Origin of the sequence: Flavobacterium macrobrachii, from assembly GCF_014486675.1 — a bacterium.
GTDB classification, from domain to species: domain Bacteria; phylum Bacteroidota; class Bacteroidia; order Flavobacteriales; family Flavobacteriaceae; genus Flavobacterium; species Flavobacterium macrobrachii.
This window is the reverse complement of record NZ_JACTAC010000005.1, coordinates 13,342-37,730: the sequence shown is the minus strand read 5'-3', so window position 1 is coordinate 37,730 and position 24,389 is coordinate 13,342. Positions and strand designations below refer to the sequence as shown.

Sequence of the window (24,389 nt, the reverse complement as noted above, 5' to 3'; positions counted from 1 at the left end):
AATATAAATCAAAATCTGTGCCTTTTATGCAACAAAATGAAGTTTTTATTCTAGCTATCGAAAGTTCTTGCGACGATACTGCAGCAGCTGTTTTACAAAATGACAAAGTCCTTTCAAATGTGGTTGCACGACAAAATATTCACGAAGAATATGGTGGTGTTGTTCCCGAGTTAGCTTCGCGCGCGCACCAACAAAACATTGTTCCTGTTATTGATGTAGCGCTGAAAAAAGCAAATATTACTAAAAACCAACTTTCGGCTATTGCATTTACGCAAGGTCCAGGATTGATGGGTTCGCTTTTGGTGGGTTCGTCTTTTGCCAAATCATTATCAATGGCTTTGAACATTCCTTTGATTGCTGTAAATCACATGCATGCTCACATTTTGGCGCATTTCATTGATGAAGAAGGATTTGACAAACCGACGTTTCCATTTTTAGCTTTGACTATTTCTGGCGGACATACTCAAATTGTGAAAGTAAACGATTTTTTCAACATGGAAATTATTGGCGAAACCACGGATGATGCTGTTGGTGAGGCTTTTGACAAAACCGCAAAAATACTTGGTTTGCCCTATCCTGGCGGACCATTAATTGACCAATTTGCCAAGGAAGGAAATCCAAAAAAATACTCGTTTACCAAACCAAAAATTGCAGGATTGGATTTTAGTTTTTCAGGTTTGAAAACGCAAATTTTATATTTCATCCAAAAAAATGCAGCCGAAAATCCAAATTTTGTTGAAGAAAACAAAGCTGATATTTGTGCATCCGTTCAGCAAATTATTATCGATATTTTGATGGATAAACTGAAACTTGCTGTTGCCGAAACCGGAATTACTCAAATAGCCATTGGCGGTGGCGTTTCAGCTAATTCTGGTATTAGAACTACGTTGAAAAATGCAGAAGGAAAATATGGTTGGAAAACTTTTATTCCTAAATTTGAATACACAACAGATAATGCTGCAATGATAGGAATTGTAGGTTATCAAAAGTTTTTACACGATAAATTTGTCGATCAATCAACGGTTTCCAAAGCAAGAATTGAGTTTTAAATACGAGTCTTTTTTTAACCGAAAACTGTAAACTGATAACTGTAAACTGAAAAATGCAACTATTCTACAACCAAAATATAACCGAAACCGCAACTTCATTTGTTTTTGACAAAGAAGAAAGCAAACACATGATCAAAGTTTTACGTAAAAAAGAAGGCGATATTTTATATGTAACCAATGGTTTTGGCTATTTATTTACAACTGAAATTACAATTGCTTCGGATAATAAATGTACAGTAAAAATCAACTCGTTTGAAAAACAGGAAAAATCTAAATTCCATTTACATCTTGCCGTTGCGCCAACCAAAATGAACGAACGTTATGAATGGTTTCTAGAAAAAGCTACTGAAATTGGCATTCAAGAAATTACGCCAATCATCTGCGAACATTCTGAACGAAAAGTGATTAAAACTGATAGATTTCAGAAGATTTTGGAAAGTGCGATGAAACAATCGTTGCATTATTATTTGCCAAAACTAAACGAACCGATTGCTTACAAAGATTTTATCAAAAAAGAATTCAACGGTCAAAAATTTATTGCACACTGTGAAGAAACCGATAAAAAATCATTGAAAAACGAATTAGAAGTTTGTGAAGATGTTACCATTTTAATTGGTCCAGAAGGTGATTTTTCGGTAAAAGAAATTCAACAAGCTATTGAAAGTTCATTTATTCCTGTATCTTTGGGAAACACAAGATTACGAACAGAAACCGCAGCTATTGTAGCTTGTCATAGTGTGGTTATTAAAAATGAATAACTAACCTAAAGATTATCAATATTTATGAAAACAAAATTACTTTTCTCTTCTATTTTGATTTTAATGTTGAATGTAGTTCTAGCAAAGTCTGTAACTAACTTGCATACAAAAAACACTTTAGACCCAATTGTTACCATGACTGGCGAGGCTACTATCTGTCCAGGAAATAGCGCTATACTAACCATAATTGGAACACCAAACTCAACAGTTACAATTACCAACAGTAACTTTCTGGTAAATACTGTATTTATTCCACAGTCAGGAACTGTTTTGTTTACAACTCCGATTTTACAAGAAACCACAACGTTTTCAATTATTGAAATTAAAGAATTTGCTACACAAATTACCACGCAAATAACAGGTGTGTCGGTAACAATAAGTGTTATTCCTAATGGTTGCACTAATGTAAACGTTACAGTCCAAAATGATAATCCATTAATCTGTAATATAGGCGAATGCGTTAATTTAACAGCAATTCCAACGCCAGTTCCATCAACTACATCATACGAAGTAAGTTCAATACCATATTGTCCACAAGCACCTTTTAATGATCCTTCATTTATACAATTTCCATTAACTGCTGATGACACTTATTCTCCAGTATTTAATCTGCCTTTTAACTTTTGCTTTTATGGAAATAATTTTAGTTCTGTACAAATTGGTGATAATGGTGTAATTAGTTTTGGGACTAATTATCTAGCTAACACTTTTGGTGAAAATACTTATTCTCAATCTCTACAATTTTCAAATCCATTGTTTCCTAATAATGGAACTCAAGGTGCTGATTCTCCTTTTAGAAATATAATATGTGGTGTTTTTCAAGACACAAATACAGCCGTTGCTCCGCCAACAGGCTTAGTAAGAAGTGTTAATTATCAATTGATTGGAGTTTATCCATGCAGAAAACTGATTGTTAATTTTAATTTAGGTCAATTCAATTGTGGTTACAATAATGGCGAACAATCTTCACAAATTGTACTTTATGAAATTTCTAATATTGTTGAAGTATATGTTAAAAATAGAACTCCTTGTAATACTTGGCAAGGTGGTAGAGGTGTAATTGGAATAAAAGGAAGTGGAGCAAATCCACCTTTTGCAGTTGCGCCTGGTAGAGATTCAGGAAATTGGACTGCAACTAATGAAGCTTGGCGTTTTACTCCAAATGGACCAAATGTTCCTTATTCTTTCCAATGGTTAGAAAATGGAACACCAATTTCAACTGATTTAAGCATAGCTGTTTGTCCTACTGAAACCAGAAATTATGTTGCTAAAGCTACATATGATTTATGTGGAAGTAGTTTTAGTGTTGATAGTAATAATGCTGAAATCTATGTCAGAGATTATCAAATTCAAGATCCTTCTGATTTAACTGTATGCTTTAATTCAGAAAGTAATTATACTGTAGATTTAACTCAAAATAACACTGCAGTTTTAGGAAATTTAAATCCGATAGATTTCGATGTATATTATTTCACAACTCTTGAAGATGCAACAAATTTTGCAAATCCTATTTCAAATCCTGTCAATTATTCATTTTCAGAAAATCAGACAATATATATAGGTATTTTTGACATAGCCTTTAATTGTACAAATACAAAATCATTTAACCTTACAATACTTGAAGATGTTTTACCACCAGCTGGAGAAAGTACTCAATATTTTATTGAAGGTCAAACGCTTAATGATTTAATTGTAATTGGCGAAAATATTAACTGGTATGATGCTCCAGAAGGCGGGAATCTATTACCAGGAACAACTCTAGTGCAAGACAATACAACTTATTATGCTAGTCAAACTGTTAATAATTGTGAAAGTAGAATGGCTGCATCAGATAGATTGGCTGTTTTAGTAACTTCAAGTTTGAATACTGATAATTTTGAATTAAGCGACATCTCAATTTCACCAAATCCTTTTAACGATTTTGTTACATTCAATTACAAAAACACAACAGGAACTTTGGATATTTGTACAATTTTAGGTCAAAAAATGAATAGCTATAAACTTGAAAACGGACAAAATACAATCAATTTGAATACGCTTAGTTCTGGTGTTTACTTTTTTAAAATTTCATCCGAAAACAGAAGTAAATCATTCAAATTAGTAAAAAAATAATCGTATCAATGAACTTAAAAACCTTATCTATATTTTTATTGTTTGCCTCTTTTTGTTTTTCCCAAGAAATCGCACTATTAAAGTACAATGGTGGTGGCGATTGGTATGCTAATCCAACTTCGTTACCTAATTTGATTAAATATTCCAATCAAACTATCAATACAAAAATTAGAACCAAACCAGCAACTGTAGAACCCGGAAGTCCCGACATTTTTGGCTATCCGTTTGTACATATGACTGGTCATGGAAATGTAGTCTTTAGCGATTCTGAAATCATAAACTTGAGAAACTATATGCTATCTGGCGGATTTCTCCATATTGATGATAATTATGGAATGGATGAATACATTCGTAGAGAAATCAAGCGTGTTTTTCCTAATAATCAATTAGTTGAAATTCCAGCAAATCATGCAATTTTTCAAAAACCAAATGTTTTTTCTGGTGGAATTCCTAAAATTCATCAACACGACAATAAACGTCCGCAAGCTTTTGGTATCTTTGAAGGAAACCGGTTGGTATTGCTTTATACTTATGAAACTGATTTAGGTGATGGTTGGGAAGATGCCGAAGTACACAACAACCCCAAAGAAGTTAGAGAAAAAGCACTAAAAATGGGTGCTAATATTTTGAATTATATTTTTAACAATTAAGCCTATGACTTCAAAAACAATTGCATTAGGAATAGTGAAAGCCGTTGGAATTATTTTATTGACAGCACTAGGATTGTATGTACTTTATTTAATTCAATCCGTATTAATTTATTTGGTTGTAGCATTTATTTTAACCCTTATTGGAAATCCTATTTTGGATTTTTTTAAAAGTAAGCTCAAGTTCAATCACACCTTTGCAACAATTGCCACTTTAAGTGTTTATCTCTTAATTATTATTGGATTGGTTTTACTTTTTGTGCCACTAATTATTTCTCAAGGTGAAAGTTTATCTCTTTTAAATACTGCCGAAATTGAGAAAAACATTGTTCAATTAATTGATAAAATTGCTGCCTATTTAGACAATCACAACATTGACTCGAAGAGAGTTTTTAAAGAAGCTAACTTAGGTTCAAAATTAGATTTTGGCTTTATTCCTGATTTATTCAACAATGTCATTAATGCTTTAAGTAGTTTCGGAATTGGATTGGCTTCGGTTTTATTTATTACTTTTTTCTTTTTGAAAGATCGATTAAATTTTATCATCGGAGCAAAAGAATTAATTCCCGACTCGCAAGAAGAGAAAATACTTAACTCGTTGCACAAAATCAACCATTTATTATCGAGATATTTCATCGGTTTATTAATTCAACTTTTTATTGTTTTCATCTTGTACTTGATAGTTTTATTAATCTTTGGAGTTCAAAACGCCATTGTAATTGCCTTTTTGTGTGCAATTCTGAATATTGTTCCTTACATCGGACCACTAATCGCATCATTTGTTGCGGCACTTTTGACAATGTTGAGCAACTTAGGTGGCGATTTTCAAACTCAAATGTTACCTATGACAATCTACGTAATGATTGGTTTTTGGATAGTTCAAATGATTGACAACAATGTTTCCTCTCCTATTATTTTCTCAAAAAGTGTCAGCTCGCATCCACTAGAAATATTCTTAGTAGTTTTGATTGCAGGATTTTTATTTGGAATTATGGGAATGATTGTGGCAATTCCTGTTTATACAATTCTGAAAGTTTTTGGCAAAGAATTTTTTCCTGAAAACACTATAATAAAATTGTTAACCAAAAACATCTAGTATGGTTCAATCCATATTATCAAAGGAAATTCAACACTATATTGATGATAAAATAAATGCTGATGTTACAAAATTAGCATTGCAAAAAAATCCTTTTCCTGAAGTGGAATGGAATCTTGTTTTGCAACAATTAGCAGCCAAACAAAAAGCGAAAAGTAAACTCCCAACTTGGTTTAAAACCCAAAATATTTATTATCCAAGTAAAATTTCTGTCGAACAAACTTCTTCCGAAAAAACAGCTCATTACAAAGCTTCTTTAATTTCAGGAGACAATTTAATCGATTTAACTGGAGGATTTGGCGTAGATGATTTCTATTTTTCTAAAACCGTTGCAAAGGTAGTTCATTGTGAAATCAACACCGAATTATCTAAAATTGTAAATCATAATTTCGAACAATTAAATGTTAAAAATATAGACTGTTTTGCCGATGATAGTTCAGAAGTTTTACAGAAATTAAATCAAAAATTCGATTGGATTTATATTGATCCATCTCGGCGAAATGATTCTAAAGGCAAAGTTTTTATGCTAAAAGATTGTTTGCCAAATGTTCCTGAATTACTTGACTTTTACTTCAGTTTTTCGGATAATATTATGATAAAAACCGCACCCATTTTGGATATTTCTGCCGGAATTTCTGAATTGAAAAATATAGCAGAAATTCATATTGTTGCTTTAGAAAACGAAGTCAAAGAATTACTTTTTATTTTGAAAAAAAAACACGAATCAACCATTGAAATAAAAACCGTTAACTTACTAAAAGACAATAAAGAAGTTTTTCAATTTCAAATGAATTCAGATGCTAAAAAAACTAATTATGCTGCTCCAAAAAAGTATCTTTTCGAACCCAATGCTGCCATCATGAAATCGGGCGGATTTGATTCAATTGCTACTCAATTTGAATTAGAAAAACTACACCAACATTCACATCTTTATACTTCGAATGAACTACTAGATTTTCCTGGCAGGATATTTGAAATCCAAAACACATTGGAGTACAATAAAACCAACATGAAATCGTATTTAGAAAATCAAAAAGCCAATATTACAACCAGAAATTTTCCAGAAACAGTAGAAAATATTCGAAAAAAATGGAAAATAAAAGATGGCGGAAATGTGTATTCTTTTTTTACAACCGATATGACAAATTCGAAAATTGTATTACTTTGCGAGAAATTAAAATAAAACCATGAAAAAGATTTTTTTTGCACTTTTTATACTTACTTCAATTAGCTCTTTTGCTCAAAAACCATGCGAGATAGAAAGTTCTTTTACCGATAGTTTAGGAACATACAAATCCTTAAAACAAAAATTAGTTTTCGAAAGAAACTTTGCAGGAAATTCTACTCGAATTTTCTTTTCATTATCAACAAATAATGGAGTTTTATCGCTAGATACAGAAATTTTACAGCGAAGTAATGACTTTATTAAAGCCAATTGTTTGGACCCAAAATCTAAAATTTACTTGCAACTAGCCAATGGAAAAATAGTAACATTACTACTTTCAAGTAACGAAACTTGCGGCACATTAATTAGAAGTGATGATGGTGCAAACAACAGAATAACATCAGCTTCATTTTTATTTTCAAAAGAAAATTTTGAAGATTTAAAAACAAGCAGAGTTACCTTTATGCGAATTCAATTTGCTGGAGAAACAATTGATTTTCCGTTTAAAACTTCGTTAGTATCCGAAATGGATAACAAAACCTATGAACCTGAAAAGTATTTTATAGAGGATTTAAAATGTTTTGAAAACTAATTGCATTTCCATTTAAGATTTTCCACTTTATCGGCTTTACTTCCATTCAAATTATAATGCCACCATTCGGAGTCGAAGGAAGAAAAATTATTTTGAAGCATAATTTCTTTTAAAAACTTTCGGTTTTGGATAATTGTATCGTTTAAATTCAGATAATTATGTGATGCTTCTTCTCCAAAAAAATCAAATTTTGTTCCCATATCAAGTTCAATTCCCAGCGAGTCAATTAGCGTAATATCAACTGCGCCGCCTTTATTGTGAATAGAACCTTTTTTAGGATTGGCAACATAATTAGCATCAGGAACGATTTTCCACATTTTTCTTTGAATTGCTCGAGGTCGATAACAATCGTACAATTTGATTTTAAATCCTTTTTCAACAAACGATTTATTAGCAGCCAATAATGATTTAACGGTTTTCACACGAAGAAAACACTCGTCACACGGATATACTTTTTCTTTCAGGAAATTATCAGCTGTAGCATATTTCATATCATAAACGAAATCATTACTGTAATTTTTCAAATTGACGAATTTGTTTTCATCCGTTTCGGTAGTAATATCCAAAAGTGATGCTGATTTGGTTGAATCAAGATACGATTTGCAGGAAAATAATATTCCTGAAATCATCAGCAGAAAAAGTATTTTTTTAGATTTCATTAAAAACACAGATTACACAAATTTAATGTTAAGTTTTGAACCATATAAGGCATTTAAGTTCATATAAGAAAAAAAACATCAAACTCACATGATCTTAAATGCCTTATATGGTAATTCAAATTTCATCCGAAGTAAAAGTCGTAAAACTTCTCTTTTTAAATGGACGAACAATTAATCGACCTTCGCGGTCAAAACGAATGTAATTGTAAATCCAGTTCATGAAAACGACTGCTTTGTTCTTGAAACCAATTAGCGAAAATAAATGCACAAACATCCAAACAACCCAAGCAAAAAATCCGCTGAAATGGTATTTAGGCAAATCAACAACAGCTTTGTTTCTGCCAATAGTTGCCATTGAACCTTTGTCATTATATTCAAAAGGTTTCATGGGTTTGTTTTGAGAAAGTTTGATAAAATTATCTCCTAACAAATCGCCTTGTTGTATTGCTGGTTGTGCCATCATTGGATGACCTTGTGGAAATTTCTCGGTTTCCATCGAAGCAATATCGCCAATGGCAAAAATATTATCATAACCATTTACCAAATTGAATTGATTTACTCGAATACGTTCTACTCTTTCGACCAACGATTTTGCATCTAATCCATGAACAATTGCACCTTGAACACCAGCAGTCCAAATCACAGTAGCGGAATCAAAACTTAAATCAGAATTGGTTGAAATAGTTCTTCCATCATAATTGGTTACACGGACGTTTTTCCATACTTTCACACCCAGATTATCCAAGAATTTCTCAGCTGCAACGGATGATTTTTCACTCATGGTATTCAAAACTCGATCACCACTTTGAATTAAATTAATTTGCATTTGGGAAATATCCAAATCGGGATAATCTTTTTGTAGAATTTCTTTTTTCATTTCTGCCAAAGCTCCAGCCAGTTCAACACCAGTTGGACCAGCACCAACGAGCACAAAGTTCATCAAAGCATTTCTATCGGCTTCATCTTTAGTTAAAACCGCTTGTTCAAAATTTTCGAGAATAAAACTTCGGATATTTAATGATTGCGGAATGGTTTTCATTGACATAGCGTTGCGCTCGATTTCTTTATTGCCAAAATAATTGGTTTTAGAACCTGTAGCAATAACGAGATAATCATAATGTAAATCACCAATTTCAGAAATTATCTTTTGGTTTTCAGTATCAATTTCTTTTACTGAAGTCAATCGGAAATAGAAATCATGATATTGTTGAATGACTTTTCGAATTGGATAAGCAATCGAACCTGCTTCTAATCCGCCAGTTGCCACTTGATACAACAACGGTTGAAATGTATGATAATTGTGTTTATCCAACATCACAACTTGATAATTGGTGTTTTTTAGTTTTTTTTCCAAAGCAATACCAGCAAAACCGCCACCAATAATGACAATTCTAGGATTTTTTGAAACAGGAATGTTCATGATTTTTTATTTTTCTTCTGGAAAAGCAACTTCGCCTTTCCATTGCATAAAACCGCCTTCGAGGTTAAATGTGTTTTCAAAACCTAGTTGGTTCATCACAGCACAAGCTTGAGCACTTCTTCCACCAGCTTTGCAATACACATAATAGTTTTTTGTTTTATCCAATTCTTCTACTTGGTAAATAAAACCTTGACCTTTGTAAATATCAATCATAATGGCATTGGGAATAATACCTTCGTTGCATTCGTCTTCGGTTCTTACGTCAAGAATTACAGCGTTTGTATCGGCTTCTAATTGTGAAATCCAGTCTTGTTGTGATAAATTCATAGTTATTTGTTTTTCTATAACAAAGATACATTTTTTTAATCATTTGTTATCGATTGAAAACTTCTTCTCTTTTCTGTTAAAAATTATTTTAACAAAAAAATAACACAACAGTTGTATATACAAATAAAAAAGTATTTACATTTGTACCTACAAATATCGATAGTACAAATATGAAAATCGAAGACGTAATAAAATCAACTGTAAATATAGACGATAGCAAAAAAGTTATCCTCAACATTATTTATACACAAAGTGTAATTGGTGAGAAATTTGCTGAAGTTTTAAAACCCTACGAACTATCAAGCGAACAATATAACGTTTTAAGAATTCTTAGAGGTCAAAAAGGAAATCCTGCCAACATGTGTGTGATTCAAGAGCGAATGATTGCCAAAAACAGCAACACTACACGATTGATTGATAAATTACTTTTAAAAGAGTTAGTAACTAGAGAAGTTTGTCCAGACAACAGAAGAAAGATTGAAGTACAAATTACACCCAAAGGATTAGAGTTATTACTTGAACTTGATCCAAAAGTAATTGAACATGAAAAAATGTTTGCAAATAACTTATCACAAGAAGAATTATCAGAATTAAATCATTTATTAGAAAAATTTAGAAACTTAAAATAAATATCAAAAAGCTATGAGTAATTTTATAAACGACGCAAAATGGCGTTATGCAACCAAAAAATTTGATGCTACAAAGAAAGTATCAGCAGAAGATTTTGAAACTTTAAAAGAAGCTATTCAATTATCGGCTTCATCGTATGGATTACAACCTTACAAAGTATTCATCATTGAAAATCCAGAAATTAGAGCTAAAATCCAACCAGTTGCTTGGGGACAAACTCAAATTGTTGATGCTTCTCACCTACTTGTGTTTGCTAATATTACCAATTTTGGCGAAGCAGAAATTGATGCTAGTATCAAAAACATGGCAGAAACAAGAGGAATTCCTGTTGAAAGTGTTCAAGGATACGCCGATTTTATGAAATCAAAAATTACAACACTTCCAGTAGAAACTAGAAACACGTGGACAGCTAAACAAACCTATTTAGCATTAGGGAATCTATTAAATGCTGCGGCTGAATTGAAAATAGACGTTACTCCAATGGAAGGTTTTGAACCTGCCGCAGTAAATGAAATTCTTGGTTTTGAAAAACTAGGATTAAACGCTAGCTTAATTGCTACTGTAGGTTACCGTCATGAAGAAGACGCTACTCAACACTACGCTAAAGTGCGTAAATCAAAAGAAGAACTTTTTATCAATTTATAAATCAAAAACAAATAGTATGAAAAATTTAAAAACAATTGCAATTGCCTTATTAGTAGCTTTTGGAACAACTGTAGCTACAGCACAAAACAAAAAAATCAACGTTGAGAAAAGTAAAATCAACTGGGTTGGAAAAAAACTAACTGGTGAACACAGCGGAACAATCAATTTTAAAGAAGGAACTTTAGTTTTCCAAAAAAACAAATTGAAAGGTGGAAGTTTTACTGTTGACATGAATTCAATCAACACTACTGATTTAACAGGTGATTACAAGAAAAACCTTGACGGACATTTAAAAGCAGACGATTTCTTTGGTGTAGAAAAACACCCAACAGCTAAATTAGATTTCAAATTAATTTCTGATAATGGCGATGGAACTTACAATGTAACTGCTGATTTGACTATCAAAGGAATTACTAAACCTATCACATTTGTTATTGCGGTTAAAGGAAACACTGCGGTTGCAAAACTAAATGTTGACAGAACAAAATATGACATCAAATATAAATCAAAAAATTTCTTTGAAAACCTTGGTGATAACGTTATCAACGATGAGTTTGAATTAACTGTAAACTTACAGTTCTAATACTAAGAAAAGAAGAATTGCTATGAAGAATGAACCTCGAAGAAATTCGAGGTTTTTTTATGCTAAAAAAATAACTAATCTTTGCAGTAAATAAAAAATAAATGCAAAAGGTTTTAATCATCGATAATTATGACAGCTTTACATTCAATCTTGTTCATTATCTTGAAGATTTGAATGCAGCCGTAACTGTTTTTAGAAATGACGAATTTGAGCTGACGGAAATTGAAGCTTTTGATAAAATCATCCTTTCGCCTGGACCAGGAATTCCCGATGAAGCTGGTTTACTAAAAGAAGTCATCAAAACCTTTGCACCAACCAAAAGCATTCTTGGCGTATGTCTTGGTCATCAAGCCATTGCAGAAGTCTTTAATTCCGAATTAATAAATTTAAAATCAACACTTCACGGAATTTCATCTAAAGTAACTATTTTAGAGGAAACCGAGAGATTGTTTACCGGTTTACCTAACCAAATTGAAGTTGGACATTATCATTCATGGGTGGTTAATCCTGATACTATTTCAGAGGAAATAGTAGTAACTTCTGTTGATACCGATGGAAGAATTATGTCGCTTCGCCATATTGAATTTGATGTCAAAGGAATTCAATTTCATCCCGAAAGCATTTTGACACCATTTGGTAAAACCATCCTGAAAAACTGGCTCATTAATAGCTAATTCATATCCATTTACCCAAAGTACACATTAACAAAATCATATTCTAATCTTGTAACAATATTTTAATCTATTACTTTAACATATAATAGTCAATAAATTGATTATTAATTTTTTAAATAAAGCATATAGATTTTATCTATATTCCATTATTTAACCCAAACATCATCTTTTCTTTACTTTACTCCCAATTATAGAGCTTAGTTTCGCTGCTATATAACAACTTATTAACAATATATACATCAATACATTTTATTTAACTATATTTGATTGATTTATAGCAAATTACCAATTAAACTCGCACATTATGGGAATTTTCAACAATCATGACAAAAAAGTTATTGAAGCTCTTTGCAAAAAAAGCGAAGACATCAGTAATGATATCAGCAAGGAGATACACGAATTTCTTGATGACTTAAAAGAAGAATATGACCAAAACAAAGTTGTTATTTCCGAGTTCAACACCTTTGTTAGCGAATTATCCAAAAAACTTTCGCCAGAAGACGTTGAGAAACTAAACTCCTTTTCTACTCGATTGTACAAAGTAAAACGCTGCGCCAAAAAAGGAGTTGAAGCCATGAGAGAATTAGCTCGCGATCAAAAAAAAGCTACCCAAGAAACTATTCGAGAATATCAAGAATATTTACACACTTAATTTATTCATTATACACGTCACTTTGAGTGATTTTAAGTAATGCAATGGAGTAAAATTGTATCGAGAAGCTACCTAAAATAATCATCATTGCTTTAACAGAGGTTTTCGATACAATCTTCTATTTCAAAAACTAACATTTTTAAAACAGAAAATCACTCGAACAGAAGATGGGATTTTCTATCGAGTAAAAACCAATTTATTGCCGCTGCTCAAATTGGCATCAAAGGCATAACCTTCGTAGTTAAACGCTTTCAAATCATCTATAGTTTCAGCATTAGTATCGATAATATATCGAACCATCAATCCTCTAGCTTTCTTGGCAAAGAAACTAATCATTTTAAGCTTTCCATCTTTGTAATCTTTAAATTCTGGAGTAATAACGGGAACTTTCAATGCTTTACTATCTACTGCACTAAAATATTCGTTACTCGCTAAATTGATAAACAATTCGTCTTTTTGCAATTCATCATTCAGTTGCTTGGTAATTGTTTTTTTCCAAAACTCATACAAGTTTTTGTTTTTTCCAATGGGTAAAAAAGTTCCCATTTCTAAGCGATACGGTTGCATTAAATCAAGCGGTTGCAACAAACCATACAGGCCAGATAAAATCAAAAGTTTATTCTGTAAAACGTCTAATTTATCTTCAGGCAGCGTGTAAACATCTAAACCTTGATAAACATCGCCATCAAAAGCATAAACCGCTGGACGTGCATTTTTTGTAGTAAAAGGTGTTTCCCAATCTTGATTGCGCTGCCAGTTGAGTTCTGCTAGTTTATCGGAGATAGCCATTAATTCCATCAATTGCTTTGGTTTTATCTTTTTCAACGTCTTTTGGATAGTCGTGGCTTCTTTTAGAAACCTAGGTTCAGAGAAACGAGCAGTTGGAAGTGCTTTCTCAAAGTTTAGCGATTTAGCTGGCGATATAACGATTTTCATAGCGGTATTTTATAGAATTTCAAAATTACGAATTGTATTTTTATTTTTTTATATAGACAATAGATATTTATACCTGTTACAACTTTTAAACAACAAATTATAATAAAATATCTTTTTGCAAACCATTTGCTGGGTAGCGGTTGGCTAACTAATTTTATTCTTACTTATAAAGATAAATTAAAGTGCTACTAAATCTATAGTATTACAGTATTTAGTCTGTGTTTAGTCTGTATTTTTAAATATTTAATACAGATTAAACTGCTAAAAAATTTTTATTTATATAAAATAAATTGCTAATTTTACTGAAAGATAGATAGTTATGGCACAATTAAAAGCAAACAACAAAATCAGTGGTGCTATTGGCAATGTTGTTTTTAGAACCGTCAATGGCAAGCAAATTCTCCAATCGAAAAGCGGACCTATTCAGCAAAGTGATGCTACTAAAATCAGTGGTTCCGAGTTTAGACAATGTAGCCAATGGGCTAAAATACTGCGCAACGGCTACTTCTCGTTTTTAGCAGGAATGACCGACAGTTATATTCATGGGCGATTAACCGCAGCAATTTATAAAGCCATTTTGCACAACACAACCGTTCCAAAAGGGGAACGAACGCCACAAAACAGTGACATGAGTTACTTAAACGGTTTTGAAATGAACACCAACAGTTTGTTTACCTCCTATTTTTTACCCGAAATTACCGTTACGCCTACGGCGGAAAACCAGATTAGGGTTAGCATTGCGCCATTTGAAGCTAAATCAGCTATTACATTTCCGCCCGAAACAACCCATGTGGATTTGTTGCTCTATGCTATGGCAACTAATTTTGATACCAATGCCCAAATCATACAAAGCCATTTATTGCTGCCAATTACCAAAAACCAATCGTTACCTGAAACCGAATGGATTGTTTCTGCGCCACCATTAGGTTATCTTAGCACTATCAACGCCAAGTTGCTGTTTTACCAACCCAATGCACTAACTGGCAGAACGGATATTAACACTAAACAACTCAGTCCTGCTATTATTGTTTCAGCAAAAAATGAATAACTAATGAATGGTTATGGTTATAAATTATAATAGTTTTTATAAGTTAGCTTTTTTTGGTATATTTGATAATGAAATTGTTGTTATTTTAAATCACCTTTAAACAAAAGGTATAATTGTAGTGTACTTATCAGTGCTAAACAGTTTATTGTAATTACAGTATACACTAAACTCTTTATTATGAAAAATGCTATTTTGGTTTTATTAGTAGTGGTTGTAGTCGTTGTTGGATGTAACACTGCAAAAAGTAGTACTGCTACAGTATCTATCTATAACACCACTTGGGAATTAGAATATTTATCGGGAACTCGTATTGCATTTGAAGGATTGTATCCAGAAGTTAAACCAACGCTTATTCTAAACGAAAAAGAAATGACTTATGGCGGAAACTCTAGTTGCAATACTTATACTGGCAACTTTACTTATGAAAACAACCTACTCCAGTTTGGTGAAACCACTCGAACAATGAGATATTGCGAAGGCGGTGGTGAGTCTGCTTTTTTTGGGATGCTAAAAAAAATAAGCAAACCCGTTATTGATAGTGATGGAAAACTACTCTTGATGATGGATGATGTTCCGATGATGCGTTTTAGAAAAATAAAAACCAAAAAGTAAAACAACAAAAAACATCTTTTTAATTGTATTTTTAGTACCATTTCTTTTAACAGGTTGTAAAAAAGAGGAAGCAAAACTAGAAACAAAAAATCCAACCGTTGAAGAAACCAAAGCAAAATCAGATTGTTATTTGTATGATCAAAACAACACTAGAATTGAAATTAAACTTCAATTAATTAAAAAAAAAGCCAGCAGAACAATAGAATACGCTTTAGCAAAAAAAGATAGAAACACTGGAACATTTGAAGGCACTTTTGAAAACAATATCCTTATTGCCGATTATACATTTCAATCGGAAGGAAAAAAAAGTGTTCGTCAAATTGCTTTTCACCTTCAAGATGACCAATTGGTTAAAGGTTGTGGCGAATTAACTGCTGATGGTACAAAATTTATAGATATCAGTAAAATAAGGTTTAATTCCATTATGCCGTTGACTAAAACAAATTGCAACTAATCTATGACTAAAAAGAACTTTTTGGTACTTGGTGCTTTTCTTGGATGGTTTGCCGTTATCACTCAATTTATTTTGATGATAAATAATCGTGCAGCATCAGTTCCAGAAACCATAGTTCGTTTTTTTAGTTTTTTTACTATTTTGACCAACTTGATAGTAGCAGTTTATTACACAATACATTGGCTTCAAAAACCAACTTCACTCCTATTTCGTTTACAAAAACCAGGTATTCTTTCGGCTATTACGTTATATATTGCTGTGGTTGGTTTAGTATATCAAATTGTTTTACGAAGCATTTGGTCGCCAGTTGGTATACAAAAACTAGTTGATGAATTACTGCATTCTATAATTCCAGTTTTTACCCTTGTATATTGGTTTTTATATGAAAAGCATAATGAAGCTTCATGGAAATCCATTCCGAGTTGGTTATTATATCCGCTTTTCTATTTGGCTTTCATCTTGATTCGTGGTAGTATTTCTAATTTTTATCCCTATCCTTTTGTAAATGTTACTGAACTCGGTTTGCAAAAAGTTCTTATAAACAGTAGTGTTTTGGTATTCGTTTTTCTTTCAATAGCCATAGGATTAGTTGCTTGTAGTAAGCTTTTAACAAAAAAAGTGCCTCATATTTAATCTTTATTAGCTAGTTTTAATGATTTATTTCATTTTATGAAATAAATTCGAAACCATAATAAATTATTTCAAAAACTGACAATGCATTTATCCATTTTTGTTCTGTTTCGTTAGTTTCGTTTAATGGAATTACTATTTTAGATATAGGAGGTGTTTCTCTATAGATTTTTCTTCTTCTTCTAAACTCTACTGGATCATTAACTTTCCTAAAACTTGGATTTTCTATAAAATTTTTTCTATCAGAATTTTTAAAAAGTAATGCTAATGGCTTTCCGTTTAGTACTATTGAAAATCGATTTTCGTTATCAAGATGATTTCTGTTAAAACTTCCAAGTGGTTGATGAGTTGCATCAACAATAGTAGTATTGTTTATAATTTTGCCTAAATATTGCTCATTATAAAAGACCAAGTTTTCGTTATTTTTATATTCAAAATAAATTTTAAAATCGGTAGCACTTGCTATAATCCTGCTGTTAGTATAAATTCCTCTATCTATGCGCTGAAAAGCAATCATTGGGGAACCATCTTCTGAAAAAATATGTCCTGATAATTTATTAGACATAGCTTTACTATAGCTGTATTCTATATCATTGGTTAGTTCATAAATTGAAAATATACGATCTGGTTGTAATTTCGTTTTTAAATCAAGAACTTTATTTTCCATTTCTATTTTTTCATTCGCTAAAAACTCGGGTGTCTTTTTTTGTAAAGCGTTTTTAATAATGTATCCAATCATTGCCGCAAACCCTACAAAAGGCACCATAAAGGCAACCAGTAGTATCAATGCTATAATTATTACTATTATTAAAAGGATTGTTTTCATTTATTAGGCATATTTAGATTTGTTTTCAAATATAGTTAAAAGTATATTGTTTTTTCTTCAATAAACTGAATGTCTATTGGACTATCATAATGTTGAGAGCTTAACTAAATTACTTTCTTTTATGAAACGAATTAATAATTTAAGCCCTACTCTTTAAATGAAAATTTTAAAATAATAACATCATTAAAATCTTATTAACGAAACCGTTTTCGTTAATAACACCTTTTGATATAAAGCAAATTAAAATCGGTTTTATTATAGTAGTTTCCGTAATTTGCATCTTTAATTTTTTGAAAATCAAACTATGAAAAAACACAACTATAGTGCTGGACCATGTATTCTTCCTCAAGAAGTTTTTGAAAAATCGGCACAAGCCGTTTTAAATTTCAATAATTCAGGATTGTCCATTTTGGAAATATCCCATCGAAGTAAAGATTTTGTTGCGGTTATGGATGAAGTTCGTTCGTTAGTATTGGAACTTTTAGGTTTAGAAGGAAAAGGTTACCAAGCATTATTTTTACAAGGTGGCGCAAGTTTAGAATTTTTAATGGTACCCCAAAACTTAATGAAAGTTGGTGGAAAAGCCGCTTATCTCGATACGGGAACTTGGGCAAATAATGCTATAAAAGAAGCCAAATTATTTGGAGAAACGATTATCGTTGCTTCTTCAAAAGAGCAAAACTACAATCATATTCCAACCGATTATACAATTCCTGCTGATGCGGATTATTTTCACTGCACGAGTAACAACACTATTTTTGGAACGCAAATAAAATCGTTTCCAAAGACAAATGTTCCAGTAGTTTGCGATATGAGTTCGGATATCTTTTCTAGAAGTTTAGATTTTTCACAATTTGATTTGATTTATGCTGGAGCACAAAAAAATATGGGTGCAGCCGGAACTACTTTGGTTGTGGTAAAAGAAGAAATTCTAGGAAAATCAGGAAAAACTATTCCTAGTATTTTGGATTATGAAAAACATATCAAGGCTGAAAGTATGTACAACACACCTGCTGTTTTTGCGGTTTACACTTGTTTATTAACCTTACAATGGTTGAAAAATCAAGGTGGAATTCCAGCTATCGAAAAAATAAATGAAGCCAAAGCTACTTTATTATACAATGAAATCGACAGAAATCCGTTGTTTATTGGAACAGCAAATGTTGCTGACCGAAGCAATATGAATGCTACATTTTTATTAGTAAATCCTGAACATCAAGAAGCATTTGTCAAACTATGGAAAGAAGCCGGAATTTCTGGTCTTGCTGGTCATCGTTCTGTTGGCGGTTATCGTGCTTCAATGTACAATGCTTTGCCACTAGAAAGCGTGCAAGTTTTAGTTGACGTAATGAAAAAACTAGAAGAAGTAGTTAGCATTCAGTCGCAGTTAGCAGAAAAATAGCCCCGATTGCAGTGGAAATCCTTTTTTGCGTCAGTTCGAGTTTGCGAAGCAAGTATCGAGAACAAGCAAAAAAGATTGAAACGAAAAGCGGGAATCAGCTCCTAAAAAAATAATTTAAAAAGATGCTGAACTCAATTCAGCATAAACAATAATTAGCATCGAAAGATGCTGAACTAAATTCAGCATAAAAAATGAAAGTATTAGCCAACGACGGAATTTCAAAAAGTGGAATTAAAGCGTTAGAAAAAGGTGGTTTTGAGGTTATTACCACTAAAGTTGCACAAGAACAAGTTGCCAATTATGTAAATCAAAATAACGTTTCGGTGATTTTGGTTCGTAGCGCAACTAAGGTGAGAAAAGATATTATTGATGCCTGTCCAGGATTAAAAATTATTGGTCGCGGTGGCGTTGGGATGGATAATATTGATGTAGAATATGCTCGTAGCAAAGGAATTCATGTAATTAATACGCCAGCGTCATCATCAGAAAGTGTGGCTGAATTAGTTTTTGCACATTTGTTTACAGGTGTACGATTTTTGTATGATGCCAACCGAAATATGCCTTTGGAAGGCGACACCAATTTTGACGGATTGAAAAAAGCCTATTCTAACGGTATTGAATTGCGTGGCAAAACATTAGGAATTGTTGGTTTTGGACGAATTGGTCAAGCCGTTGCCAAAATGGCACTTGGATTAGGAATGAAAGTTATTGCTGCCGATAAATTTGTAGACAAAGCGGAAGTAAAAGTTGAGTTTTACAATGGTCAATTCATCAATGTTGAGTTTGAAACGGAACCGTTGGAAGATGTATTCAAACATGCTGATTTCATAACGCTTCACGTTCCTGCTCAGGAAGGTTATGTAATTGGAAATGAAGAATTTCAATTGCTAAAAGATGGTGTGGGAATTGTAAATTGTGCTCGTGGCGGTGTTATTGACGAAGTAGCTTTATTAAAAGCATTAGACTCTAATAAAGTAGCCTTTGCTGGATTAGACGTTTTTGAAAACGAACCAACTCCAGAAATTCAAATACTAATGCATCCTAACATTTCGTTAACTCCACATATTGGTGCGGCAACTCTGGAAGCGCAAGATAGAATTGGTACTGAATTAGCGGAGCAAATTATTAGTTTACTAAAGAACGAAAAATAATATAAATTGTATTACTAGCTATTTTTTTTATAAATTTGATAGTTAATCATTAAAAAATATGAAGATGTTTGAGCAATTAACAGAATTAGTAAAACAATATGGTGGCAATGCAGTTGTTAATAATCCAGCTGTTCCAAATGAACAAAACGATGCAGTAATGAACGAAGCTAGTTCATCTATTGTAGATGGATTAAAAAATATGGTTGCCGGTGGAAATATATCTGAATTGGCTGAAATGTTTCAAGGTAATAATGCAGGAAATGCTTCAAATCCTGTTGTTAAAAATCTAATCGAGCAAGTTTCGGGAAATTTAGGTTCAAAATTTGGATTAAGTAATGAAGCTTCAACTGGAGTTGCCAATAGTTTAATTCCTCAAGTTTTAGAGAGTTTAATTAACAAAGCAAAAAATCCAAATGATAGCAGTTTGAATATTCAAGACATAATCAATTCAATTTCTGGTGGAAATGGTGGCGGTTTAATGGACGCTGTTTCTAAATATGGCGGACAATTCGGTCTTGACCAAAATAATGACGGAAAAGTTGATATGGAAGATGTTACTTCTGTGGTTTCTAAAAAAGGTGGTTTAGGCGGATTGCTTGGACGTTTATTTGGAAAATAAAACTAAAATCATACTAATGTTTTCAAAGTCGTGTTATCAAACACGACTTTTTTTATAAAATAAAAAACCAAGTTGCTTTTCATTTCGTAGATAAACAAAACTTAAAATAATTTTATCATGAAAAACAACAAATTTTTTAACTTAATTGGGACATCATTATTGATGGTGGGTTTATCAACTTCTTTTATTTCATGTGAAGATGACGACAATAACAATAATAACAATACAGTTGTTGCTCCTAACGTAAACTTTACAGCTTTAACAAAAAACAACAGTATTGCTGTATTCAATGCACGAAACTTAAATAGTGCCATTTCAACTACTCCAATTACAGGATTAGCCAGCGGAGAACAAATCATTAGTATAGATTATAGACCTGCAACGGGTCAATTATATGCATTGAGTTCTTTAAGTAGATTGTATTTTATTAATGAACAAAGTGGCATAGCTACTGCATTAGGTACATCTTCTTTCACTCCTGAAGTTAATGGAATGAATGCTTCTATTGATTTTAATCCAACAGTAGATAGAATTAGATTGGTTACAGAGGCAGGACAGAATTTACGTTTACATCCAGAAACTGGTGCTGTAGCAGCAACAGACACACAAATCAGTGGTAACTCAAATACAAAAATTGGAGCTGTTGCCTATACAAATAGCATGGCTGGAGCAAGTTCAACTATGCTTTTTGATATTGATTTTGGTGAAGACAAATTATACATTCAAAATCCACCAAACGATGGAGGTTTACAATTAGTTGGAAATTTAACCGTTGACTTCCAAGGTCAAGGTGATTTTGATATTCTTCCTGATAATTCTGCAGCTCTTGCTGTTACGAACAATAATAGTATGTCAAAATTATATACTATTGATTTGACTACAGGAAAAGCAGTAGATGTTGGTACTTTTGGTACAGAAGTTATTAGCTTAGCTTTTAAAACTAATCCTGTTGCTTTTGCTGCTTCTTCAGATAATCTTTTACACCGTTTTAATCCTATGAGTCCAATGGCTAATTCCGTTGCATTTACAGGTTTAATGGCAAGTGAAATGATTGTAGGACTAGATTTCAGACCTGCTAACGGAACGCTATATGCGGTTTCAAATCAAAGTCGCCTTTTCAAAGTGAATACTGCAAATGGACAATTAACTCAAGTTGGTTCTGATTTATCGCCAGCTTTATCTGGATCTTCATTTGGTTTTGATTTTAATCCTACTGTAGATAGAATTAGATTAGTTAGTAATACTGGACAAAATCTAAGATTACATCCAGACTTGGGAACTGTAGTATTTACAGATGGAATGCTAAATCCAGGAACTCCGTTTGTAAATGCAGCTGCTTATACAAACAATATAGCTGGTGCTACTACAACTACTCTATTTGTAATAGATTCAACAACGGATATGCTTTACACTCAAAATCCACCTAACAATGGTACATTAGTTCCAGTTGGTTCATTAGGTGTTAATGTTGAAGCAGATAATGGTTTTGACATTGGTGGAAACAGTAATAATGCTTATGCATTGTTAAAAGTTAACGGAGTTACATCTGTTTACACTATAAACTTAACTACTGGTGTAGCAACAAAAGGAGCTGATTTCAATATACAAACTACTGCTATGGCGGTTGGTTTAGGCTTTTAATAAATTTTGTTTTGGTTAGTTAAACAGGTCTTGTCTCATAAACAAGACCTGTTTTTTTTAACACTTTAACAGTAAAACCATTCGAAAAACTTCACTAATTTTATAGAAATTCTTTTCAGATGAAATCTATTGTTTCAATATTGATTATTCTTCTTTCCGTTATTGGTTGTAACAGCACAAAAGATATTGGAACAAATTCTAATGATATTGCTTCAAAAAAAGTTTCTGATACAGTAAAAATTGCCAACGATAGTTTAGAATATGAAGTAATAATTATCGATCCTGGTTTTAGTTCTTGGATTAATGGTCGTGCTTTTCCTCGTGGTTATCATTCAGAAAATTTTATGAAAATGAAAAACATACGATATGTTACCGAATGGAATATTAGAGCGCAAAATCCGTATCAATATGATCCAAATTTATACACCATGCGAATTGATTATGATCAAAATGTAAATTATGGATACGAAGTGAATTATTTAATTTATAATTACTTTATTTATTTTCAAAACACCTATAATCAAAGATTAGCAGGGTTTGTGCCTAACCGATAATTTTGTTAATTTTGCATTACAATGATTTCAAATGAATAACTTAAAAAAACGCTGGAATATTACTTCCAATTTCCAATTAATAATTATATTCATTGTTTTTGCAATTAACGGATCGTTATCAGCTAGAATTTCCAAATATCTGATGGATTACATTGGTATCGACGAAAGCATGGCTTGGTATTTTTACTATCCTATTTTACTAATTTTAGTACTACCGTTATATCCATTTATGTTGATTGTATTTGGATATTTATTTGGTCAATCGAAATTTTTCTATCCATTTTCTAAAAAAATGATTAATCGAATGAAGTTAGGTTTTATTCTAAATTTTTTCGAAAAATAATCAGTTGCTTTCCTCCATTTCACCTTTAATTACGTAAGTGTAAATCCACATCAAGGTAAACGACGGAATAAAATCAGTAAATGGAATGATTTCTTCAAAAAATGTCATAACTCCAGCCATTTTTCCTGATAAACCTTTATACATTTTTGCCATCATATAAGCAGCAATTGGTGCCCAAAACAAATCGCCTATTTCACCTAAAACAGGAATTAAAAACGTAGCCATTCCTACTAAATCTAGAACAATACTAAGCATTAGTTTTTGGCTTTTGTCAGCTTCAAAAGTGCTTTTCTCAATAGTTTTAATTTGTGTTTCCAATGTGTAAAAAATATAATAATTATGTAAACACTAAATAATTATCAAAACTAATGCCAACTTATTCCGACTTCAATAAATTAAAGAAATCATTTCGATTTTCCTTTTCATTAAAAACGCCACCATACTGAATGGTTGATGTAAAACTACTTTCATCTTTAATACCTCGGCTAGAAACACACAAATGTTTAGCTTCCATAACAACAATGACATTTTCTGTTTCCAAAACCGATTTCAGTTCATTGAAAATTTGCATAATTAATCGCTCTTGCACTTGTGGACGACGCGAATAATAATCGACTATTCTATTTAATTTTGACAACCCAATTACTTTTCCGCTAGAAATGTAACCAATATGTGCTTTGCCAATTATGGGTAAAAAATGATGCTCACAAGTAGAATTAAAACTAATGTTAGCTTCAACCAGCATTTTATCGTAGTGATAACTATTCTCAAAAACGGATATCTTTGGTTTGGCTGCAGGATTTAAGCCAGAAAAAATCTCTTTGATAAACATTTTAGCAACACGATGTGGCGTTCCTTTCAAACTATCATCTGTCATATCCATACCCATTTCATGCATAATTTCGTAGAAATGGTTTTCAATAACTTTCATTTTTTCTTCGTCTGATTTTAAGAAAGCATCTTTTCTCATTGGTGTTTCAGCAGAAGTCATTTGATGATTATCACCTAAAATATCGTATAATTCTTTTTCAATAACAGTTTCCATCTATATATTTTTTTGTTTAACAAATATAGATAAATATTAAACAAAAAATAATTATTAACAGAACTTTATTAATTATACAACCATAAATAAAATTGATATTAATTATAAAATACTTCGTT

At 31.9% G+C, this 24,389-nt stretch carries 29 protein-coding genes; 22 read left to right on the top strand and 7 right to left on the bottom strand.

The window, feature by feature from the left end; genetic code table 11:
- The first annotated feature begins 26 nt into the window (after positions 1-26).
- The 7 genes from tsaD to IAI56_RS02445 are packed head-to-tail and all read left to right on the top strand — an operon-like array spanning position 27 to position 7,419.
- Positions 27-1,049 carry a tRNA (adenosine(37)-N6)-threonylcarbamoyltransferase complex transferase subunit TsaD gene (tsaD, locus tag IAI56_RS02475; protein ID WP_187656360.1) on the top strand — a complete coding sequence of 341 codons (1,023 nt, stop codon included), beginning with the start codon at positions 27-29 and terminating at the stop codon, positions 1,047-1,049.
- A gap of 53 nt (positions 1,050-1,102) precedes the next feature.
- Positions 1,103-1,807: a 16S rRNA (uracil(1498)-N(3))-methyltransferase gene (locus tag IAI56_RS02470; RefSeq protein ID WP_187656359.1), complete on the top strand. Its 705-nt coding sequence runs from the start codon at positions 1,103-1,105 to the stop codon at positions 1,805-1,807.
- A 24-nt stretch (positions 1,808-1,831) separates the two neighbouring features.
- Positions 1,832-3,919: a T9SS type A sorting domain-containing protein gene (locus IAI56_RS02465; RefSeq protein WP_187656358.1), complete on the top strand. Its 2,088-nt coding sequence runs from the start codon at positions 1,832-1,834 to the stop codon at positions 3,917-3,919.
- A gap of 8 nt (positions 3,920-3,927) precedes the next feature.
- Positions 3,928-4,569, top strand: coding sequence for a DUF4159 domain-containing protein (locus IAI56_RS02460; protein WP_187656357.1), 642 nt, complete (start codon positions 3,928-3,930; stop codon positions 4,567-4,569).
- A 4-nt stretch (positions 4,570-4,573) separates the two neighbouring features.
- A complete protein-coding gene (locus IAI56_RS02455; protein ID WP_187656356.1) occupies positions 4,574-5,662 on the top strand; it encodes an AI-2E family transporter in 1,089 nt (362 codons plus the stop codon).
- A 1-nt stretch (position 5,663) separates the two neighbouring features.
- A complete protein-coding gene (locus tag IAI56_RS02450; protein ID WP_187656355.1) occupies positions 5,664-6,845 on the top strand; it encodes a THUMP-like domain-containing protein in 1,182 nt (393 codons plus the stop codon).
- Positions 6,846-6,849: 4 nt separating this feature from the next.
- Positions 6,850-7,419 carry a hypothetical protein gene (locus IAI56_RS02445; RefSeq protein WP_187656354.1) on the top strand — a complete coding sequence of 190 codons (570 nt, stop codon included), beginning with the start codon at positions 6,850-6,852 and terminating at the stop codon, positions 7,417-7,419.
- Here the strand turns inward: IAI56_RS02445 and IAI56_RS02440 are convergent.
- The 3 genes from IAI56_RS02440 to IAI56_RS02430 form a co-directional block, all read right to left on the bottom strand.
- Entirely contained in the window at positions 7,416-8,078 is a 663-nt protein-coding gene (locus tag IAI56_RS02440; RefSeq protein ID WP_187656353.1) for a M15 family metallopeptidase, read from the bottom strand. The genes IAI56_RS02445 and IAI56_RS02440 overlap by 4 nt on opposite strands.
- Positions 8,079-8,193: 115 nt before the next feature.
- The gene (locus tag IAI56_RS02435; RefSeq protein ID WP_187656352.1) at positions 8,194-9,498 is read right to left on the bottom strand and encodes an NAD(P)/FAD-dependent oxidoreductase; all 1,305 of its coding nucleotides are present in this window, start codon (positions 9,496-9,498) and stop codon (positions 8,194-8,196) included.
- Between the two features lie 6 nt (positions 9,499-9,504).
- Entirely contained in the window at positions 9,505-9,825 is a 321-nt protein-coding gene (locus IAI56_RS02430) for a rhodanese-like domain-containing protein (protein ID WP_187656351.1), read from the bottom strand.
- 170 nt (positions 9,826-9,995) lie between these two features.
- Between IAI56_RS02430 and IAI56_RS02425 the strand changes: the two genes are divergently transcribed.
- From IAI56_RS02425 to IAI56_RS02405, 5 genes are all read left to right on the top strand, one after another.
- A complete protein-coding gene (locus tag IAI56_RS02425) occupies positions 9,996-10,454 on the top strand; it encodes a MarR family winged helix-turn-helix transcriptional regulator (RefSeq protein ID WP_187656350.1) in 459 nt (152 codons plus the stop codon).
- A gap of 13 nt (positions 10,455-10,467) precedes the next feature.
- The gene (locus tag IAI56_RS02420) at positions 10,468-11,100 is read left to right on the top strand and encodes an NAD(P)H-dependent oxidoreductase (RefSeq protein WP_187656349.1); all 633 of its coding nucleotides are present in this window, start codon (positions 10,468-10,470) and stop codon (positions 11,098-11,100) included.
- 16 nt (positions 11,101-11,116) lie between these two features.
- Positions 11,117-11,683 (top strand): YceI family protein, encoded by a 567-nt coding sequence (locus IAI56_RS02415; protein WP_187656348.1) that lies wholly within the window; start codon positions 11,117-11,119, stop codon positions 11,681-11,683.
- Positions 11,684-11,784: 101 nt separating this feature from the next.
- On the top strand, positions 11,785-12,357 hold the full coding sequence (locus IAI56_RS02410; RefSeq protein WP_187656347.1) for an anthranilate synthase component II: 573 nt from the start codon (positions 11,785-11,787) through the stop codon (positions 12,355-12,357).
- A gap of 304 nt (positions 12,358-12,661) precedes the next feature.
- On the top strand, positions 12,662-13,009 hold the full coding sequence (locus IAI56_RS02405) for a hypothetical protein (RefSeq protein WP_187656346.1): 348 nt from the start codon (positions 12,662-12,664) through the stop codon (positions 13,007-13,009).
- A gap of 177 nt (positions 13,010-13,186) precedes the next feature.
- Here IAI56_RS02405 and yaaA read toward each other — a convergent pair whose 3' ends face one another.
- Positions 13,187-13,945: a peroxide stress protein YaaA gene (gene yaaA / locus IAI56_RS02400; protein WP_187656345.1), complete on the bottom strand. Its 759-nt coding sequence runs from the start codon at positions 13,943-13,945 to the stop codon at positions 13,187-13,189.
- Between the two features lie 319 nt (positions 13,946-14,264).
- Here yaaA and IAI56_RS02395 point away from each other — a divergent pair, with 319 nt between their 5' ends.
- The 4 genes from IAI56_RS02395 (at position 14,265) to IAI56_RS02380 (ending at position 16,692) form a co-directional block, all read left to right on the top strand.
- On the top strand, positions 14,265-14,993 hold the full coding sequence (locus IAI56_RS02395; RefSeq protein ID WP_187656344.1) for a hypothetical protein: 729 nt from the start codon (positions 14,265-14,267) through the stop codon (positions 14,991-14,993).
- 177 nt (positions 14,994-15,170) lie between these two features.
- Entirely contained in the window at positions 15,171-15,605 is a 435-nt protein-coding gene (locus tag IAI56_RS02390; RefSeq protein WP_187656343.1) for an META domain-containing protein, read from the top strand.
- A gap of 130 nt (positions 15,606-15,735) precedes the next feature.
- A complete protein-coding gene (locus IAI56_RS02385; RefSeq protein ID WP_187656342.1) occupies positions 15,736-16,059 on the top strand; it encodes a hypothetical protein in 324 nt (107 codons plus the stop codon).
- A gap of 3 nt (positions 16,060-16,062) precedes the next feature.
- Positions 16,063-16,692 (top strand): Pr6Pr family membrane protein, encoded by a 630-nt coding sequence (locus IAI56_RS02380; RefSeq protein ID WP_187656341.1) that lies wholly within the window; start codon positions 16,063-16,065, stop codon positions 16,690-16,692.
- A 34-nt stretch (positions 16,693-16,726) separates the two neighbouring features.
- Here the strand turns inward: IAI56_RS02380 and IAI56_RS02375 are convergent, their stop codons facing one another.
- Entirely contained in the window at positions 16,727-17,515 is a 789-nt protein-coding gene (locus IAI56_RS02375) for a hypothetical protein (RefSeq protein WP_187656340.1), read from the bottom strand.
- Positions 17,516-17,819: 304 nt separating this feature from the next.
- Between IAI56_RS02375 and serC the strand changes: the two genes are divergently transcribed.
- The 6 genes from serC (at position 17,820) to IAI56_RS02345 (ending at position 23,225) form a co-directional block, all read left to right on the top strand.
- Positions 17,820-18,917 (top strand): 3-phosphoserine/phosphohydroxythreonine transaminase, encoded by a 1,098-nt coding sequence (gene serC, locus IAI56_RS02370; protein ID WP_187656339.1) that lies wholly within the window; start codon positions 17,820-17,822, stop codon positions 18,915-18,917.
- A 191-nt stretch (positions 18,918-19,108) separates the two neighbouring features.
- Positions 19,109-20,068 carry a D-2-hydroxyacid dehydrogenase gene (locus IAI56_RS02365; protein WP_187656338.1) on the top strand — a complete coding sequence of 320 codons (960 nt, stop codon included), beginning with the start codon at positions 19,109-19,111 and terminating at the stop codon, positions 20,066-20,068.
- 64 nt (positions 20,069-20,132) lie between these two features.
- On the top strand, positions 20,133-20,687 hold the full coding sequence (locus IAI56_RS02360) for a hypothetical protein (protein ID WP_187656337.1): 555 nt from the start codon (positions 20,133-20,135) through the stop codon (positions 20,685-20,687).
- A 117-nt stretch (positions 20,688-20,804) separates the two neighbouring features.
- On the top strand, positions 20,805-22,328 hold the full coding sequence (locus tag IAI56_RS02355; protein WP_187656336.1) for a DUF4394 domain-containing protein: 1,524 nt from the start codon (positions 20,805-20,807) through the stop codon (positions 22,326-22,328).
- A gap of 119 nt (positions 22,329-22,447) precedes the next feature.
- Positions 22,448-22,882, top strand: coding sequence for a DUF6146 family protein (locus tag IAI56_RS02350; protein WP_187656335.1), 435 nt, complete (start codon positions 22,448-22,450; stop codon positions 22,880-22,882).
- A 31-nt stretch (positions 22,883-22,913) separates the two neighbouring features.
- Complete coding sequence (locus IAI56_RS02345) at positions 22,914-23,225, top strand: DUF6787 family protein (protein ID WP_187656334.1); 312 nt, start codon at positions 22,914-22,916, stop codon at positions 23,223-23,225.
- Here IAI56_RS02345 and IAI56_RS02340 read toward each other — a convergent pair whose 3' ends face one another.
- Positions 23,226-23,543 (bottom strand): hypothetical protein, encoded by a 318-nt coding sequence (locus tag IAI56_RS02340; protein ID WP_239106972.1) that lies wholly within the window; start codon positions 23,541-23,543, stop codon positions 23,226-23,228. It abuts the gene before it with no gap.
- A 58-nt stretch (positions 23,544-23,601) separates the two neighbouring features.
- On the bottom strand, positions 23,602-24,270 hold the full coding sequence (gene folE / locus IAI56_RS02335; RefSeq protein WP_187656333.1) for a GTP cyclohydrolase I FolE: 669 nt from the start codon (positions 24,268-24,270) through the stop codon (positions 23,602-23,604).
- Positions 24,271-24,389: the final 119 nt, after the last annotated feature.

Excerpts from the sequence above, each read along its gene's own strand:
- tsaD (WP_187656360.1), top strand. The coding sequence starts at position 27 with ATGCAACAAAATGAAGTTTTTATTCTAGCTATCGAAAGTTCTTGCGAC.
- IAI56_RS02470 (WP_187656359.1), top strand. The coding sequence starts at position 1,103 with ATGCAACTATTCTACAACCAAAATATAACCGAAACCGCAACTTCATTT.
- IAI56_RS02465 (WP_187656358.1), top strand. The coding sequence starts at position 1,832 with ATGAAAACAAAATTACTTTTCTCTTCTATTTTGATTTTAATGTTGAAT.
- IAI56_RS02460 (WP_187656357.1), top strand. The coding sequence starts at position 3,928 with ATGAACTTAAAAACCTTATCTATATTTTTATTGTTTGCCTCTTTTTGT.
- IAI56_RS02455 (WP_187656356.1), top strand. The coding sequence starts at position 4,574 with ATGACTTCAAAAACAATTGCATTAGGAATAGTGAAAGCCGTTGGAATT.
- IAI56_RS02450 (WP_187656355.1), top strand. The coding sequence starts at position 5,664 with ATGGTTCAATCCATATTATCAAAGGAAATTCAACACTATATTGATGAT.
- IAI56_RS02445 (WP_187656354.1), top strand. The coding sequence starts at position 6,850 with ATGAAAAAGATTTTTTTTGCACTTTTTATACTTACTTCAATTAGCTCT.
- IAI56_RS02440 (WP_187656353.1), bottom strand. The coding sequence starts at position 8,078 with ATGAAATCTAAAAAAATACTTTTTCTGCTGATGATTTCAGGAATATTA.
- IAI56_RS02435 (WP_187656352.1), bottom strand. The coding sequence starts at position 9,498 with ATGAACATTCCTGTTTCAAAAAATCCTAGAATTGTCATTATTGGTGGC.
- IAI56_RS02430 (WP_187656351.1), bottom strand. The coding sequence starts at position 9,825 with ATGAATTTATCACAACAAGACTGGATTTCACAATTAGAAGCCGATACA.
- IAI56_RS02425 (WP_187656350.1), top strand. The coding sequence starts at position 9,996 with ATGAAAATCGAAGACGTAATAAAATCAACTGTAAATATAGACGATAGC.
- IAI56_RS02420 (WP_187656349.1), top strand. The coding sequence starts at position 10,468 with ATGAGTAATTTTATAAACGACGCAAAATGGCGTTATGCAACCAAAAAA.
- IAI56_RS02415 (WP_187656348.1), top strand. The coding sequence starts at position 11,117 with ATGAAAAATTTAAAAACAATTGCAATTGCCTTATTAGTAGCTTTTGGA.
- IAI56_RS02410 (WP_187656347.1), top strand. The coding sequence starts at position 11,785 with ATGCAAAAGGTTTTAATCATCGATAATTATGACAGCTTTACATTCAAT.
- IAI56_RS02405 (WP_187656346.1), top strand. The coding sequence starts at position 12,662 with ATGGGAATTTTCAACAATCATGACAAAAAAGTTATTGAAGCTCTTTGC.
- yaaA (WP_187656345.1), bottom strand. The coding sequence starts at position 13,945 with ATGAAAATCGTTATATCGCCAGCTAAATCGCTAAACTTTGAGAAAGCA.
- IAI56_RS02395 (WP_187656344.1), top strand. The coding sequence starts at position 14,265 with ATGGCACAATTAAAAGCAAACAACAAAATCAGTGGTGCTATTGGCAAT.
- IAI56_RS02390 (WP_187656343.1), top strand. The coding sequence starts at position 15,171 with ATGAAAAATGCTATTTTGGTTTTATTAGTAGTGGTTGTAGTCGTTGTT.
- IAI56_RS02380 (WP_187656341.1), top strand. The coding sequence starts at position 16,063 with ATGACTAAAAAGAACTTTTTGGTACTTGGTGCTTTTCTTGGATGGTTT.
- IAI56_RS02375 (WP_187656340.1), bottom strand. The coding sequence starts at position 17,515 with ATGAAAACAATCCTTTTAATAATAGTAATAATTATAGCATTGATACTA.
- serC (WP_187656339.1), top strand. The coding sequence starts at position 17,820 with ATGAAAAAACACAACTATAGTGCTGGACCATGTATTCTTCCTCAAGAA.
- IAI56_RS02365 (WP_187656338.1), top strand. The coding sequence starts at position 19,109 with ATGAAAGTATTAGCCAACGACGGAATTTCAAAAAGTGGAATTAAAGCG.
- IAI56_RS02360 (WP_187656337.1), top strand. The coding sequence starts at position 20,133 with ATGTTTGAGCAATTAACAGAATTAGTAAAACAATATGGTGGCAATGCA.
- IAI56_RS02355 (WP_187656336.1), top strand. The coding sequence starts at position 20,805 with ATGAAAAACAACAAATTTTTTAACTTAATTGGGACATCATTATTGATG.
- IAI56_RS02350 (WP_187656335.1), top strand. The coding sequence starts at position 22,448 with ATGAAATCTATTGTTTCAATATTGATTATTCTTCTTTCCGTTATTGGT.
- IAI56_RS02345 (WP_187656334.1), top strand. The coding sequence starts at position 22,914 with ATGAATAACTTAAAAAAACGCTGGAATATTACTTCCAATTTCCAATTA.
- folE (WP_187656333.1), bottom strand. The coding sequence starts at position 24,270 with ATGGAAACTGTTATTGAAAAAGAATTATACGATATTTTAGGTGATAAT.